The organism is Acinetobacter sp. YH12126, assembly GCF_013418745.1.
GTDB lineage: Bacteria > Pseudomonadota > Gammaproteobacteria > Pseudomonadales > Moraxellaceae > Acinetobacter > Acinetobacter amyesii.
In genome coordinates this window covers 144852-160483 of record NZ_VPBM01000006.1, presented here as the reverse complement: position 1 = coordinate 160483, position 15632 = coordinate 144852, and the positions used below count along the sequence as shown (strand labels likewise).

General features: G+C 42.0%; 13 protein-coding genes. 8 read left to right on the top strand and 5 right to left on the bottom strand.

All coding sequences use genetic code 11. The features are described 5' to 3' along the window. Window positions 1-61: 61 nt before the first annotated feature. Together nirB and FTU62_RS05500 are read right to left on the bottom strand one after the other, a co-directional pair. The gene (nirB, locus tag FTU62_RS05505) at window positions 62-2608 is read right to left on the bottom strand and encodes a nitrite reductase large subunit NirB (protein WP_218948586.1); all 2547 of its coding nucleotides are present in this window, start codon (window positions 2606-2608) and stop codon (window positions 62-64) included. Between the two features lie 71 nt (window positions 2609-2679). Continuing rightward, complete coding sequence (locus FTU62_RS05500; protein WP_180102087.1) at window positions 2680-4029, bottom strand: MFS transporter; 1350 nt, start codon at window positions 4027-4029, stop codon at window positions 2680-2682. 445 nt (window positions 4030-4474) lie between these two features. On the opposite strand from FTU62_RS05500, the gene FTU62_RS05495 reads away from it, so the two are divergent. Next, entirely contained in the window at window positions 4475-5062 is a 588-nt protein-coding gene (locus FTU62_RS05495; RefSeq protein WP_078190882.1) for an ANTAR domain-containing response regulator, read from the top strand. Window positions 5063-5065: 3 nt separating this feature from the next. Continuing rightward, entirely contained in the window at window positions 5066-6061 is a 996-nt protein-coding gene (locus FTU62_RS05490; RefSeq protein ID WP_180102086.1) for an ABC transporter substrate-binding protein, read from the top strand. Window positions 6062-6137: 76 nt separating this feature from the next. Here the strand turns inward: FTU62_RS05490 and catM are convergent, their stop codons facing one another. Continuing rightward, entirely contained in the window at window positions 6138-7061 is a 924-nt protein-coding gene (gene catM, locus FTU62_RS05485) for a cis,cis-muconate-binding transcription regulator CatM (RefSeq protein WP_180023667.1), read from the bottom strand. 103 nt (window positions 7062-7164) lie between these two features. Here catM and FTU62_RS05480 point away from each other — a divergent pair, with 103 nt between their 5' ends. The 6 genes from FTU62_RS05480 to pcaD all read left to right on the top strand — a co-directional run bounded on the left by FTU62_RS05480 (window position 7165) and on the right by pcaD (window position 12272). Further along, entirely contained in the window at window positions 7165-8274 is a 1110-nt protein-coding gene (locus FTU62_RS05480) for a muconate/chloromuconate family cycloisomerase (RefSeq protein WP_180102085.1), read from the top strand. A 20-nt stretch (window positions 8275-8294) separates the two neighbouring features. Next, window positions 8295-8585, top strand: coding sequence for a muconolactone Delta-isomerase (gene catC / locus FTU62_RS05475; RefSeq protein WP_180102084.1), 291 nt, complete (start codon window positions 8295-8297; stop codon window positions 8583-8585). Window positions 8586-8738: 153 nt separating this feature from the next. Continuing rightward, entirely contained in the window at window positions 8739-9425 is a 687-nt protein-coding gene (locus FTU62_RS05470) for a 3-oxoacid CoA-transferase subunit A (protein ID WP_180102083.1), read from the top strand. A gap of 19 nt (window positions 9426-9444) precedes the next feature. Next, window positions 9445-10095: a 3-oxoacid CoA-transferase subunit B gene (locus tag FTU62_RS05465; protein ID WP_078193766.1), complete on the top strand. Its 651-nt coding sequence runs from the start codon at window positions 9445-9447 to the stop codon at window positions 10093-10095. A 125-nt stretch (window positions 10096-10220) separates the two neighbouring features. Then, entirely contained in the window at window positions 10221-11426 is a 1206-nt protein-coding gene (pcaF, locus tag FTU62_RS05460; protein ID WP_180102082.1) for a 3-oxoadipyl-CoA thiolase, read from the top strand. A 66-nt stretch (window positions 11427-11492) separates the two neighbouring features. Further along, window positions 11493-12272, top strand: a complete 780-nt coding sequence (pcaD, locus tag FTU62_RS05455; RefSeq protein ID WP_180102081.1) for a 3-oxoadipate enol-lactonase — start codon at window positions 11493-11495, stop codon at window positions 12270-12272. A gap of 480 nt (window positions 12273-12752) precedes the next feature. Here the strand turns inward: pcaD and FTU62_RS05450 are convergent, their stop codons facing one another. Next, entirely contained in the window at window positions 12753-13991 is a 1239-nt protein-coding gene (locus tag FTU62_RS05450; RefSeq protein ID WP_180093943.1) for a CaiB/BaiF CoA-transferase family protein, read from the bottom strand. 51 nt (window positions 13992-14042) lie between these two features. Further along, window positions 14043-15470 (bottom strand): MFS transporter, encoded by a 1428-nt coding sequence (locus tag FTU62_RS05445; RefSeq protein WP_180102080.1) that lies wholly within the window; start codon window positions 15468-15470, stop codon window positions 14043-14045. Window positions 15471-15632 lie beyond the last annotated feature (162 nt).

Sequence of the window (15632 nt, the reverse complement as noted above, 5' to 3'; positions counted from 1 at the left end):
TTAACGAGAAACCGAATAAGGATGTAAATCAAATAAAAGAAGTTTTAAATTCGTTATTCTCTTAAGCTTCAACCACTGGAATGCGTGACGAATCGCGTTCAGCTTCTGTTTTGGGTCTGATTTGACCGCGAACGGATGCAAACTGAATATGCGGATCATTTTGCTGTTCTGCTTTTGCATTCACGAAAGTCACAAAGCGTTTACGTACTTCAGGATCTTCTACAGCAGTACGCCATTCATCTTGATATGTACCCACAACATGGCTCATACGGCGTTCAAGTTCACCCGCTATGCCAAGCGAATCATTCACAACGACATCTTTCAGGTAATCTAAACCGCCTTCCATGTTGTCGCGCCATACAGAAGTACGCTGCAAACGGTCTGCTGTTTGAATGTAGAACATAAAGAAACGGTCAATGTATTTGATCAATGTTTGCGTATCTAAGTCTGATGCCAAAAGCTCTGCGTGACGTGGCTTCATACCGCCATTGCCGCATACATAAAGGTTCCAGCCCTTTTCTGTCGCAATCACGCCCACATCTTTACTTTGCGCCTCAGCACATTCACGGGTACAACCCGAAACAGCCATTTTCAGTTTGTGCGGTGAGCGAAGGCCTTTGTAGCGGTTCTCTAAATAAATCGCCAAGCCGACTGAATCGTCCACGCCATAACGGCACCAAGTACTGCCGACACAAGATTTCACCGTACGCAGTGATTTGCCGTAGGCATGGCCAGACTCAAAACCAGCAGCAATCAATTTTTCCCAGATTTCAGGCAGTTGATGCACTTGTGCACCAAACATATCAACACGCTGACCGCCTGTAAGTTTGGTATATAGACCATATTCTTTGGCAATTTGACCCACGGCAATTAATCCGTCCGGAGTAACTTCACCGCCAGCCATACGAGGTACTACTGAATATGAACCGTCTTTTTGAATATTGCCGAGGTAGTAGTCATTACTGTCTTGCAAGCCCGCATGGCTTGGTTTAAGTACAAAGTCATTCCAGCATGACGCTAAGATATTGGCTGCCGTCGGTTTACAGATATCACAGCCTAAACCATGGCCATGCTGTTGAATCAGGTCATCAAAGGTTTTGATTTCGTTCACACGTACCAAGTGATAGAGCTCTTGGCGTGAATAAGCAAAGTGTTCACATAAATGGTTATTTACAGTTACACCTTGACGCTGAAGCTCCGATTTAAGTACTTGAGTGACTAATTGTGCACAGCCGCCGCAAGCTGTTGCAGCTTTAGTACATTTTTTCAATGCGCCTAAAGAAGTCGATCCGTCAGCAATGGCTGAACAAATATCTGCTTTAGAGACGTTGTTACATGAACAAATCGTTGCGCTGTCTGGCAGCAGATCGACACCGCTTCCGCCCGATTTACCTGCAGATTGTGCATAGCCAGGCATGATTAGGCTTTCTGGGCTTTCTGGAACTTCTAATCCATTCAGCATCATTTGCAGCAGGTCATTGTATTCTTTAGCACAGCCCACCAATACTGCACCTAGCAGCTTAGTTTTCTCTGCATTCACCACAATCTTTTTATAAACCTGAGCTGCTTCATCTGCATAGAAATAGCTTAAAGAATTTGGTGTCATTGCATGCGCATCGCCTACAGATGCAACATCAACTCCCATCAGTTTCAGCTTGGTGCTCATATCTGCACCAGCGAAAAGCGTGCAGTTTTGTTCCATCACATGCTTTGCTGCAATACGTGCCATGTCATAGCCCGGCGCAACTAGGCCATAAATTTTATTTTGCCAAAGCGCACATTCACCAATGGCATAAATGTCAGGGTTTGAAGTTTGGCAATAATCGTTAATTACAATACCGCCACGCTCACCAATGGCTAAACCACTTTGGCGCGCTAATTCATCGCGTGGGCGGATACCTGCAGAGAATAAGATGATGTCGGTTTCCAGTTCAGAACCATCACCAAACTTCATTACATGCTTCGCATTTGCACCGTCTTCAATGCAAGATGTTGCTTTTTGCGTATGGACTTTAACACCTAGATTTTCAATTTTCGAGCGTAAAACTTTACCGCCTAGATCATCAATCTGAACTGCCATTAAGCGTGGTGCAAATTCAACAACATGGGTTTCTAAGTTTAAATCACGCAGCGCTTTTGCTGCTTCTAAACCCAATAAACCGCCGCCGATCACCACACCTGTTTTAGCATTGAAGCTTGCGGCACGGATGGCATCCAAGTCTTCAATGGTACGGTACACAAAGCAGTTTTCACGCTCATTGCCTGGAATTGGCGGCACAAATGCATATGAACCTGTTGCGAGCACCAGCTTGTCAAAAGAAAGAATATCACCGTGATTGGTCGTGACCGTTTTATTACGCTGATCAATTTCAACCGCTTTGGTGCCCAGGCGTAAATCTATACCGTATGCATCAGCAAAGTCGCTGCGGCACAGGGTTAAGTCTTTCGCTGACTTGCCGCTGAAGTATTCAGTTAAATGCACACGGTCATAAGCAAGACGCGGCTCTTCAGCTAAAATGGTTAATTCAACATCATCACCTGCGTGTTCCAGTACAGATTCGATAAACTTGTGGCCAACCATGCCATGTCCAATCATGATGATTTTCATATTCTTACTCCGCAATATTTTTTTTGTTTGCCCCTAAAGCGCTATGTTTTGTTTAGAGGCAACTTTCAGTATTAGTTTTGAGCTTCAGCTAGATTTCTTTCATTCACAGCTTGTTCAAACAAACGCTGTTCTTTTTCTTTATGCTCTACAGAGAAGCGGATCATCAGTACACAGCTGGCTGCAATCACCACCAAACCACCAAGCACCATCAGCGTGGTTTGAATATCCAACATGCCTTTAAGCAAGAATCCTGCAGCTACCGCACCAACGTTACCGCCTGCGCCAATAATGCCTGCCACGCCGCCTAAAGCATCACGATCAATGAATGGCACCAAGGCATAGGTTGCGCCGCACGCCATATGGGTGAAGAGCGCAAAGACTGTCATGGCAAGAATGGCGAAGATTGGCGTGCTCATTTGCGAGAACAGTATTAAAAACAGTCCTTCTAGCAGAATCATCGCAAACAGAACTTTGGTACGGCCATCCAAGCCTTTGGTAGTCGCGACTTTGTCTGAAACAATGCCGCCGAGCGCGCGGGCAAACAGTGCCAATAGACCGAAGATCCCTGCTGCCATACCCGCTTCTTTTAATCCAAATTGGAAGTTGTCGACGTAATACAGCGCAATAATGTTGTGAATAAAGATTTCAATGCCAAAGCAAGCTGCATAAGCGCCAAATAAAATCCATACGCGATAGTTACGTGCAGCGTGCATGAGAATGGCTACACCGCCTTTTTTATCTGAACCGACTGCAACGCCTTGTTCACGCAGTTCTTTAAAGTTGCCTTGCGGGCAGTCTTGGGTAAATTTCCAATACAGCGCGCCTACGATCAACATCATCACACCAGGAACGATTAACGCTATGCGCCAGCCCATCGCTTGCTCTACACCAAACATAACGAGTGCGCTAAGCAATAAAGGCATGAGGGCTTGAGTTGCACCGCCGCCTGCATTACCCCAGCCTGCGGTTGCCGCATTGGCTGTACCCACCACATTAGGCGCAAACATAATGCTGGTATGGTATTGCGTGATGACAAAGCTTGCGCCGATCGCACCGATCAGCAAGCGGAAGAAAAGAAAGGATTCATAGCTATTTGCAGAAGCAATACCAAAGACTGGGATACTGCCGACAATTAATAATGCTGTATATGTTTTACGCGGGCCGTATTTATCACATAAAGGCCCAACGATCAGACGAACTAAAATGGTGATTGCAACCGCAGCAATATTAATATTAGCGATTTGGTCTTTTGTTAGATTAAATTCACCTGCAATCACTGGCATCAAAGGCGCACAGGCAAACCATGCAAAGAAGCAAACAAAGAATGCGAGCCAACTCATGTGGAAGGCCCGCATTGCTGCTGAAGAAAAATTAAATAGACTTATTTTTGTGGCTTTTTTGGCATTTAAATTTGAAGACATAACCTTCTCCTGACTGAACTGAACGCATGAATTACTCGGTTATGTCGCTAACACATAACAGAGTCGATCAGAACGGACGTCGTTGGCCGTCTAACAAATTTTTAGAGTCTTCATTGACTCAACAAGTATTAAGCACGAGCCATGCCAAGTTTTTATTTTCGACTTCAATTCATCTTTACATTGCGGCTTTGAACGCCGACTTGTCAGAAATTAAGCGAATTAAGGTAAATAGATAGTCAATGTGCCTATAGAGATGCAGCTAAATGTTCAAGCGTGGTTCAGCCCTGCACAAGATCAGTGCATGGAAATGGTTCAATTTAAAAATGCGCACATAACTATGCTCAAACATAGAAGCAGATTTAAATTTTGTATTGCCTTTAGATTTGGCATCTATTTTGCTTAGCAAGCTCAATACGTATTTGTTTGGCTCTGTCTGAGCGTTTGCATGCCAAAACTAAAAATAGCCCTGATTGATGATGATCAAGAACGCGCTGAATTTATTCAAGCCTCATTAATTCAGCATGACTTTGATGTGGTCGCCAGTTTTATGATTGATCATTTAAATATGTCATATCTGCAAAATATTCAGGCAGATGTGATTTTATTGGATATGGATCATCCGCATCGCGATGTCATTGAAAGCTGTGTCAGTCAATTTGACTTACCGACTGTTCTATTCACTAAAAATTCGAGTCTCGAAATTATCCGAAGCGCGATTGATGCCGGTGTGACAGCATATATTGTCGATGGTATTGACCCTGCACGTTTGAATAGCATTTTAGAAATTTCGATTGAACAATATAAAAAGCATAAAAAACTACTGAATGATTTGGCTGAAACCAAGTGCAAACTGGCCGATCGAAAAGATATTGAAAAAGCCAAAGTGCTTTTAATACAAATGCATGGTTTAACCGAAGATCAAGCATTTAATTTACTGAGAAAAAATGCCATGAGTCACCGTATGACAATGGGTGAAATGGCGCGTCGGCTGCTTGATGCGCAAGCGTTGTTACAGTCTCAATTTAAGGAATAAACCATGCAAAAGCTTGAAAAAACAGATATTCAATTGGGCTATATTCCTTTACTCGACTGTGTTGCTTTGCTCTGGGCAGAACATCAAGGATATTTTGCTGAACAAGGGTTAAATGTCACACTGACTCAAGAACCGTCTTGGGCAAGTTTACGCGACCGTCTAGCTTTTGGTTTTTTAGATGCAGCCCATTGTTTATCCGCCATGTTGCCGGCGTCTGTGACGGGCAAAGATCATCTCGGCATTCCCTTACAAACATCTCTTACACTCAGTACTAATTGTGCTTATATTAGTTTGAGTCAAAAGCTGTGCTATGAATTAAATATCCATGCATTAGATCTACCAAAAAATTCAGCAGAGAAAATCGTATTTGCGATAAAACAGAATCAAACGATTCAGTTGGCGCATGTTTTTCAGCATTCGATTCATCATTATATTCTAAGAGAATGGCTGGCACTTGCCGACACGGAACTCGCTCAAACGCAGACCTTTTCAACTCTTCCACCGCCTTATATGGTGGAAGCAATATCAACGCAACGAATTGATGGATTCTGTGTCGGAGAGCCGTGGAATACACAAGCTGAAATACAAGGCTATAGTCGTATTATCGTCAATAGCCAAGATATTATTGATCATATTCCAGATAAAGTTTTGGCTTTTACCCATGATTGGGCAGAAAAACATCCTAATACCTTAAACGCAATCAATCTTGCCATCCAAAAAGCCCAAAACGATCTGCTTCAACAAACGCATTTTTCTGAAATATTTTCTTTGTTAAAGCAATATCACATCATCCGTTTTGATTGTTCTGAGCAGATTCACGTCGAGGCTTTTCATCGGATCAAAAGAATCATTCAAAATTTTGGCAAGAGCCAAGCGCCACAAACGTCAGATTTTGAATGGATGATTCAAAAAATGCAGCAATACGATCAATTAAATATTGAAGATGAAAAGGTTTTTGAAATAGCTCAGTCTTGTATTTATCAGGATGCTTTGGGCTGAAGTGATTGATATTCCATAAGACCCTATCATCTGAATAGTGGATTTTATGAAATATCAATCATGAAACATTGATTAGTTATGCATCTGCATCGATGGCGCGCAGATCGATATTTTCTTCAACAAAGACTTCACGAATGCAATCCAATATCTTTGGAATGTAATTACTATGATCCATATTGCGCACTGACAAAGAAATTGGACTATAGGCTTCCAAATCTAAGATTGGGATGTACATCAAATTTTTCATTCCAATATCACTGGCACTTTCAGGGATCAGAGAAATGCCCTCTCCCGACGCCACCAAGCCCAAAGCCATATGGATTTCACGCACTTCGGTTAAATGTTTAGGTACAAGTCCTAGTTCGGTAAAAATGGATTGGATGAGGGTGGAAAAATTCGGTTTAGGTGTTGTTGGGTAGGCAAAAATTGGTTCATCTAAAATTTGAGAAAGATAAATGCCTTTGTCTTTAAATTCAGCCAAATGATGGTTTTTATGAATAGCTAAACGTAGCGCTTCTTTTCTTAATAAAACACGTTTAATGGACGGATCGGTTAAGCGAAGTCGTCCAAAACCAATATCAATTCGACCGGTTTTTAAGGCTTCAATCTGGTCGCGTGTACCACATTCTATGAGTTCAACATGAATATCTGGGTTGCGTTGTCGAAATAAATAAATAATTTGCGGCAATAATGCGTATAAAAGCGAACTGACATAACCAATACGGACAGTTTTATCGACGGCATTAATTCGCTGTGCCATGGTTGTGGCCTGGGCGGTATGCGTCAATATCTGTACAGCATGCTCATAAAAAAACATACCTGCTTCTGTGGTTTTCACGGGTCTAGAACCACGCTCAAACAACGTAATCCCCAGCTCTTCTTCAAGTTTTTGAATTTGGCGGCTCAAAGGTGGCTGAGCAATACATAATTTTTCTGCTGCCTTGGTAATACTTTGCTCTTCAACCACGGTGACAAAGTAACGTAAGTGCCTTAATTCCATTTATATACCTTTTAAGTATCTAAAAATACCAAAATCGCTCTAGTTAAAGATATTACATTAAATTAGGGTATATAAATAGTTGGATAGATAAGAAATATGCAAGATGTATAAGTCGATTGAAACCCTGCTCGTGGAAATCCCAACAATCCGTCCGCACAAGATGGCTGTTGCAACCATGCAAACGCAAACCCTTGTTTTGATTAAAATCACTACCGAAGATGGTTATATCGGTTGGGGTGAAGCGACGACGATTGGTGGTCTAGGCTATGGTGAAGAAAGCCCTGAAAGCATTCGAATCAATATTGAAACTTATTTTAGTCCTTTACTGAAAACTCTCACTGGTTTGAATGTTGCTCAAACCATGCAAGCCATTAAACGTAATATTAACGGCAATCGCTTTGCTAAATGTGCCATTCAAACGGCGCTACTCGATATTTTGGCGCAGCGTTTAAATCTGCCTTTGAGTGAATTATTGGGCGGTCGTTTACGTGACAGCTTACCTGTTCTTTGGGTACTTGCATCTGGCAATACGGAAAAAGACATTGCCGAAGCACAAAAGATGATTGCGGCAAAACGACACAATATTTTCAAACTTAAAATCGGTTCACGCCCCGTTGAAGCTGATGTTGAGCATGTTTTAGCCATAAAAAAAGCGTTAGGTTCAGACATTTCTATACGTGTAGATGTCAACCGTGCATGGTCTGAATTAGATGCCATTAAAGGCATTCAATTGTTACAAGATGGTGGTGTTGATCTGATTGAGCAGCCTTGTGCAATCGATAACATTGACGCGATGCGCCGTTTAACTCGTCGTTTTGATATTGCGATTATGGCAGATGAATCACTGATGGGGCCTCAAACGGCATATCAACTTGCGCGACACAATTCTGCCTCTGTTTTTGCAGTCAAAGTTGCACAGTCTGGCGGTTTAATCGAAGGCTGTGAGGTTTCAAAAATCGCCAAACTTGCGGGTATCGATTTATATGGTGGAACCATGCTTGAAGGCCCTGTGGGCACTATTGCATCGGCACATGCATTTTCTACATTTGACAATTTAGCTTATGGCACAGAGCTTTTTGGTCCATTGCTGCTAACTGAAGAAATTTTAAAAACCCCACTTCAATATCAAGATTTCGAACTCAAGATTACGACCACAGCGGGTTTAGGGATTGAAATTGATGAAAACAAAATTGATGACTTACGTCGCAAATAACATTTAGCTAGGAGTGAGAAATGCTTTTCCAAGTACGCATGGATGTCAATATTCCATTAGATATACCAGTCGAAAAAGCCAATGAAATTAAAGCTGTAGAAAAAGCTTATTCACAAGATCTACAACGTCAAGGCAAATGGCGTCATATCTGGCGCATTACCGGTCAATATTCAAATATTAGTATTTTTGATGTTGAAAGCAATGAAGAGTTACACAACATTTTACAAGGGCTTCCCCTTTACCCGTATATGAATATTGAAGTTATGGCTTTAAATCGTCATCCCTCTTCTATTCGCAGTGATGACAGCTGATGCGATTGGATTCCAATTGTGTAGCACATAGTTGGAATCCATTTTATGCATTTTTAAGTTTGTAAATATTTGAAATAAAAGATTATCTGCCTTGCATGACTGAAGTGGTTAGTCAGGTAAATAGTTTTATCGTTCTTGATGAAGGATCGTAGCATGATTGATAAAAGTACCGCTTCCTTAACAGAAGCACTTTCTCAAATTAAGGATGGATCAACCATTATGATCGGCGGCTTCGGTACGGCTGGTCAGCCTGCTGAACTGATTGATGGATTGATAGAACGTGGCATCAAAGATCTCATCATCGTCAACAACAATGCAGGTAATGGTGACTATGGACTTGCTAAATTACTCAAAGCTGGTGCTGTCCGTAAGATGATTTGTTCTTTCCCTCGCCAATCCGACTCTTGGGTGTTCGATGAATTATATCGTGCAGGAAAAATAGAACTTGAGCTTGTACCACAAGGTAATTTGGCTTGCCGTATTCAGGCTGCAGGTATGGGGTTGGGTCCAATTTATACACCAACAGGTTTTGGTACGTTGTTGGCAGAAGGCAAACCTACACTCAATTATGAAGGCAAAGATTTTGTTCTCGAAAATCCAATTAAGGCCGATTTTGCTTTAATCAAAGCACATCAGGGCGACCGCTGGGGCAACTTGGTTTACAACAAATCAGCGCGTAATTTTGGCCCCATTATGGCCATGGCGGCAGATGTGACGATTGCTCAAGTCTCAGAAGTGGTTGAACTTGGTGCATTGGACCCAGAGCACATTATTACCCCTGGCATTTTTGTACAACATGTTGTGGCTGTTCAACCTGCACAGCTTGAGCAATCTGCATAAATCACGTGAGGAAAGAACCATGAGCTATACCAAATTAACCCGTGATCAAATTGCAGAACGTGTTGCACAAGATATTCCAGATGGCGCTTATGTCAATTTAGGCATTGGCTTGCCCACTAAAATTTCAAATTATTTACCAACAGACAAAGATGTTTTTCTACATTCAGAAAATGGCCTTTTGGCTTTTGGTCCTCCTCCGGCTAAAGGCGAAGAAGACCCTGAATTAATTAATGCAGGAAAAGAGTTTGTCACTATGCAAACGGGTGGCTGCTTTTTTCATCACGGTGACTCTTTTGCCATGATGCGTGGCGGTCATTTAGATATTGCAGTATTAGGCGCTTTTCAGGTTGCCCAAAATGGTGACTTAGCAAATTGGCATACTGGTGCGCCAGATGCAATTCCTGCTGTAGGTGGTGCAATGGATTTGGCTGTTGGGGCGAAAAAAGTCTTTATTACTACAGACCATGTGACCAAAAAAGGTGAACCGAAAATTGTCGCTGAATTGTCATACCCTGCGACAGGCCTGCAATGTGTCGATCGTATTTACACAGATTTGTGCGTCATTGATGTAACAGTTGAAGGCATGAAAGTCATTGAAAAAGTTGAGGGTCTGAGCTTTGACGAATTACAGTCAATGACCGGTGCAAAGCTGATAGATACGACAGCATAAAGCAAAAAGTCCCTCCTTGATTAAAGGAGGGATTTAGGGAGGATTAATATTCAAAAATTAACTTCCTGTAAATCCCTCCCAACCTCCCGTTAAAAGGGAGGAGCTGAGTTTTTAGGATTTATAAAATGAAAAATGCCTATATTATTGATGCAATCCGTACCCCTTTCGGTCGCTATGCGGGCGGTTTAGCAGCAATGCGTACCGACGACCTAGGTGCCTTACCTATCAAGGCACTGATGCAGCGAAATCCAAGTATTGCTTGGGAGTCTGTTGATGACGTGATTTACGGCTGTGCGAACCAAGCCGGTGAAGATAACCGTAATGTTGCACGAATGTCGTCGCTACTCGCAGGTGTACCTTTTCAAGTTCCTGCTACAACTGTGAACCGACTTTGTGGTTCATCACTTGATGCAATTGCGATGGCAGCCCGTGCAATTAAAGCAAATGAAGCAGACTTAATTATTGCTGGCGGTGTTGAAAGTATGTCCCGTGCGCCCTTTGTTATGGGTAAATCGGAAAGTGCTTATGGACGCAGCCAAAAGATTGAAGACACCACCATGGGCTGGCGTTTTATCAATCCAATACTCAAACAAATGTATGGCGTAGAAACCATGCCTCAAACTGCTGAAAATGTGGCAGAACAATTCAACATTAACCGTGCTGATCAAGATGCTTTTGCCTTAGAAAGTCAGCGCCGTACAGCCGCTGCACAGACCAATGGTTTTTTTGAGAAAGAAATCATCCCTGTCGTCATTCCACAGCGTAAAGGCGACCCACTGATAGTCGATACAGATGAGCATCCACGCGGATCGACGACAGCAGAAGGTTTGGCAAAACTCAAACCTGTGGTGAAAGCAGATGGGACGGTAACAGCGGGCAATGCTTCAGGGATCAATGATGGTGCGGCTGCACTACTGATTGCTTCAGATGATGCTGTTAACAGATTTAAGTTAAAGCCACGAGCCAAAATTATTGCAGCAACGGTGGTGGGTGTTGAACCCAAAATCATGGGTTTTGGTCCTGCGCCTGCCATCAAAAAGCTGTTAGCTCAAACAGGTCTAAGCCTTGAACAAATGGATGTGATCGAGCTGAATGAAGCTTTTGCGGCTCAAGCCTTAGCGGTTACCCGTGAACTAGGTTTGGAAGATGGTGCTAAACATGTCAATCCAAACGGTGGCGCTATTGCTTTGGGGCATCCTTTAGGTGCATCTGGAGCCCGTTTAGTGACGACTGCGTTAAATCAACTTGAGGCAATTTCAGGTCAATATGCCCTCTGTTCGATGTGCATTGGTGTCGGTCAAGGCATCGCTTTGATTATTGAACGTGTTTAATCCTCAATAAAAGTCCTCCTTCTTATAGGGGGATTTAGGGGATTTATAAAATTAAGGATTCAAAATATGCCTACATTCATATCCAATGATGCAACGATTAATTACGCAACTTTTGGTGACCACACACAACCTGCGATTGTCTTTTCTAATTCTTTAGGCACAAAGTTCAGCATGTGGAAGCCTCAGATAGAGGCGCTGCAGCAGGATTATTTTGTCATTTGTTATGATACACGTGGTCATGGTGCATCTTCTGCCCCTCAAGGGCCTTATAGCCTTGATCAATTGGGTACAGATGTCATCCATTTATTGGATCATTTAAATATTCAACAGGCCACATTTTGTGGAATATCGATGGGTGGTTTAACAGGCCAATGGCTTGCAATACATCATCCTAAACGCTTTAACCATGTCATTATATGCAATACCGCTGCAAAAATTGGGCAAGAATCAGCTTGGAATGAACGTGCGCAGTTAGTCCGTCAACAAGGTTTGAAACCAATTGCAGAAACGGCAGCATCACGATGGTTTACAGAACCCTTTATCCAAAGTAACACGGCAACTGTACAATCTTTGAGTAACGAACTCGGAGCTGGCAGCCCAGAAGGTTATGCAAGTTGTTGTGAAGCTTTGGCTAAAGCGGATTTACGCAATGAAATCTCGTCTATTCACATCCCAGTATTGATTATTGCAGGTCAACAAGACCCTGTAACTACAGTTGCAGATGGTCAATTCATGCAAGAACGCATTGCAAATAGCCAATTATTTGAAATTAATGCATCGCATATTTCAAACATCGAACAGCCAGATGCATTTAATCAGGCTTTGCAGAATTTTATACAGCAATAATAAGCAGCTGAACAAATTCAATGTAATGTTATTAAAATAGAGCCTTGCCATTGTGCAGGGCTTTATTTCGTTTGAAGGCTTATACTCTCATCAATGGAGGTGGTATCGATGATCTTTCTGTGCAATTACTAGATATCAAAAATTGGTATATAAATGCTTATTGCGTGCAGCATTGCGGAAATTGGTTTGTGTATAATCCAGAATTTGAATGTTATAGCTTAAAGAAAAAATATCAAGGCGCAAAAGTATGGACATCTCTTTCATACGAAAAAATAAAGACCGTATTGCAGGCCCAAGTTTAATGAATAATTATACTTTATCTAGAAAATTAACATTAAAAGCACTCCGTAAATGAATATTGATATTGAAAAAGACCGAAGTATTGGAGTCCTTCGGTCTAAACTTTTAACTCCACTCATTCCACATAGGCGTTTAAGCCCATATATTGAAGAATAGTTTGAAGAATAATCCCATGAAATTTTAAGCTGCAGGATGATTGAGTTGATCAATGATGCCTTGTGCAGCCAATTCATTTAATTCAGCTTCAGTTTTAAATTGAGACAAAATTTCGATTGTGTGCTGCCCTAACTGCGGCGGTGCATGACGGTATTCTACAGGCGTATCAGATAATTTCATCGGTGATCCAATCACTTTAAAATCATGATTTAAAGCATGTGGAATATTCACCACCATTTGACGATGTTGAATTTGCGGTTCATTTAATGCGTCTTCTACAGAGTTGATTACACCCACAGGCACTTTTACCGCATGAATCGCATCAACCCAAACTTGAGCATCTTGAGTGAGAAAATAAGCACTCAATAATGGAATTAATTCTTCACGGTGCTTCACTCGATCTTGATTACGTAAATAGTTTGGTTGATCTAACAGTTCTGTATAGCCAATCGCAATACACAAATCTTTAAATTGCTTATCATTACCACAGGCAATAATAAATTCCTTATCTTTGGCTTTAAAGGTTTGATACGGCACAATATTCGGGTGATTATTTCCCATACGCTTGGGTGCTTTACCCGAGGTCAAATAGTTCATACCTTGATTGGCCAAAGCCGCCACCTGTACATCGAGTAATGACATATCAATATATTGACCACGTCCAGTATGTTGCCGTGCTAACAATGCCGCCTGAATTGCAATCGTTGAGTACAGTCCGGTCTGAATGTCGACCACAGCGACTCCCACCTTTTGTGCGCCACCACCGATTACATCATCAGATTCACCAGTAATACTCATCAAACCGGAAATACCTTGAATAATAAAGTCATAGCCTGGTTCTTCCGCACGTGGACCATCCTGACCAAAACCTGTAATTGAGCAATATACGATATTTGGATTTAGCGTACTGAGAGATGCATAATCCAAACCATATTTGGCAAGTGAACCTGCTTTGTAGTTTTCAATCACGACATCTGCAGTTTGGGCAATTTCACGGACTAGGGCTTGCCCTTCTTCACTGGCGATATCAATGGCTACAGAATATTTATTGCGGTTCGCACATTGGTAATAACCTGATTCTTTCGTCGCTTGACCTTGCTGATTTGGCATCCAGGGTGGTCCCCACATGCGGGTATCATCCCCGACTTTAGGACGCTCAATTTTGATTACCTCTGCACCTAAATCAGCCAATATTTGACCGCACCAAGGACCTGCCAAAACACGGCTTAAGTCCAATACACGAATTCCTTTTAATGCACCCATAGTTCACTCCAGATGTGCCATAGTATTGAGCTATGGCACAGATATTTTTAATTATTTTACTGTTGCAGTTTTTGCAGATGCTTTTTGTTCTGCATCATCAACATATGTTTCTACACTTGCCAGTTTTTCTTTTTCCGCATCTGAAGAAAGTGATGCTTGCTGGGGATCATATTGACGTTCACGAATGAACAAGCCCGGAATAACACCTGCAATAAAGTACGCAGCACCCATTACAATAAAGGCCATGGTGAATGATCCGCCAGCGGTAATCATACCAATGGTTGCTGGTGCTATGGCTGCGCCTAAACGTCCCATATTGTAAGCACCACCAATGGCTGTTCCGCGTACATCCGTAGAGAAACTTTCTGCCATATAAGTTGCATTTACACCGTATGGAATACCGTATAAGAAACCGAAAGTTACGAGTAAATAGGCGATGTTGGTTGGTGTGTTATAGAAAATGATGATCGGTAAGAATGCTGCCGTAGCTACCGTACCAAACACAAAGGTAATACGACGTCCGAACTTGTCAGCGGCATAGCCTGCTAAAATTTTACCCAGAATCATGGCGGTATATGCGCCTACCATATAGCCTGTCATGGCTTTAAAGTTCATGCTGAGTTCGGTTTCTAGATACGTTGGCATCCAGTTGTTGACACCGTAGTAACCGAATTGTAGAAATGCAGCGGTCGACATCCAAAAGAAGAACATTTTACGATGATTGGTATGCCCAAAAATACGTTTATAAATACTTTCAGAAGGTGCATTTTGATTGACTGCAGCATGTTGCTGTACAGGTTCAAGTTTTAATTCACGGCGTTTTAGCTGCTCAATTTTTGCTTCCTGCCAAGATTTTGGTTCAGGAACAAAACGCATAAAGATCAGGGCAAAAGCAGCAGGAATAATGGTGACATAAAATAGCATGCGCCAGCCGTGATCTGGAATAATGGCACCCGCCATCAGCGTTGCAACGATATACCCCACAGTTTGACCCGTTTGCAAAGTCCCAAGTACTGTTGTGCGGTATTTGGTTGGTACATATTCTGCCATCAGCGTATTACACGCCATATAAAGTGAGCCCAGACCAAATGCGCCAATAAAACGTAAAATTAAAAATTGTTCATAGCTTTGGGTAAAGCCTAAAATACAGGTCATGATTGAGAAAAATACGACCGACCAAGCAATAGTTTTCACACGACCGAATTTATCGCACGCCCATCCACCCGAAATACCACCCAGCGCCATCCCTGCTAAAGAAGAACTACCAAGCATTCCGGCTTGAAATGTACTTAAACCAAATTCAGCCTTTAAACTGGTGAGACTGAATGACAGCAACATGATGTCTACACCATCAATCACCAAGGAAATAAAGGCAAAAATAAAAGCCATTTTCCAAGTGTTGCTTGTAATACGATGCATCGTGCCCACGTTAGAAGGCAATTTGAGCGTTCCTGCTCCGTTTTGCATTTCGTTATTCATTTCCTTGTTCCTCATTTTCCCAAATGAGTCATCGGCATTCCTATGTCTGCACATTTGCCTTTTTTATTCTTTTTATTTCATCACTGCTCAGGCTATTGCACAGAGTTACAAGAGTGTTTCACGATGAATCCTTTATTGATTAAGTTTATTTTTGCATAAAAA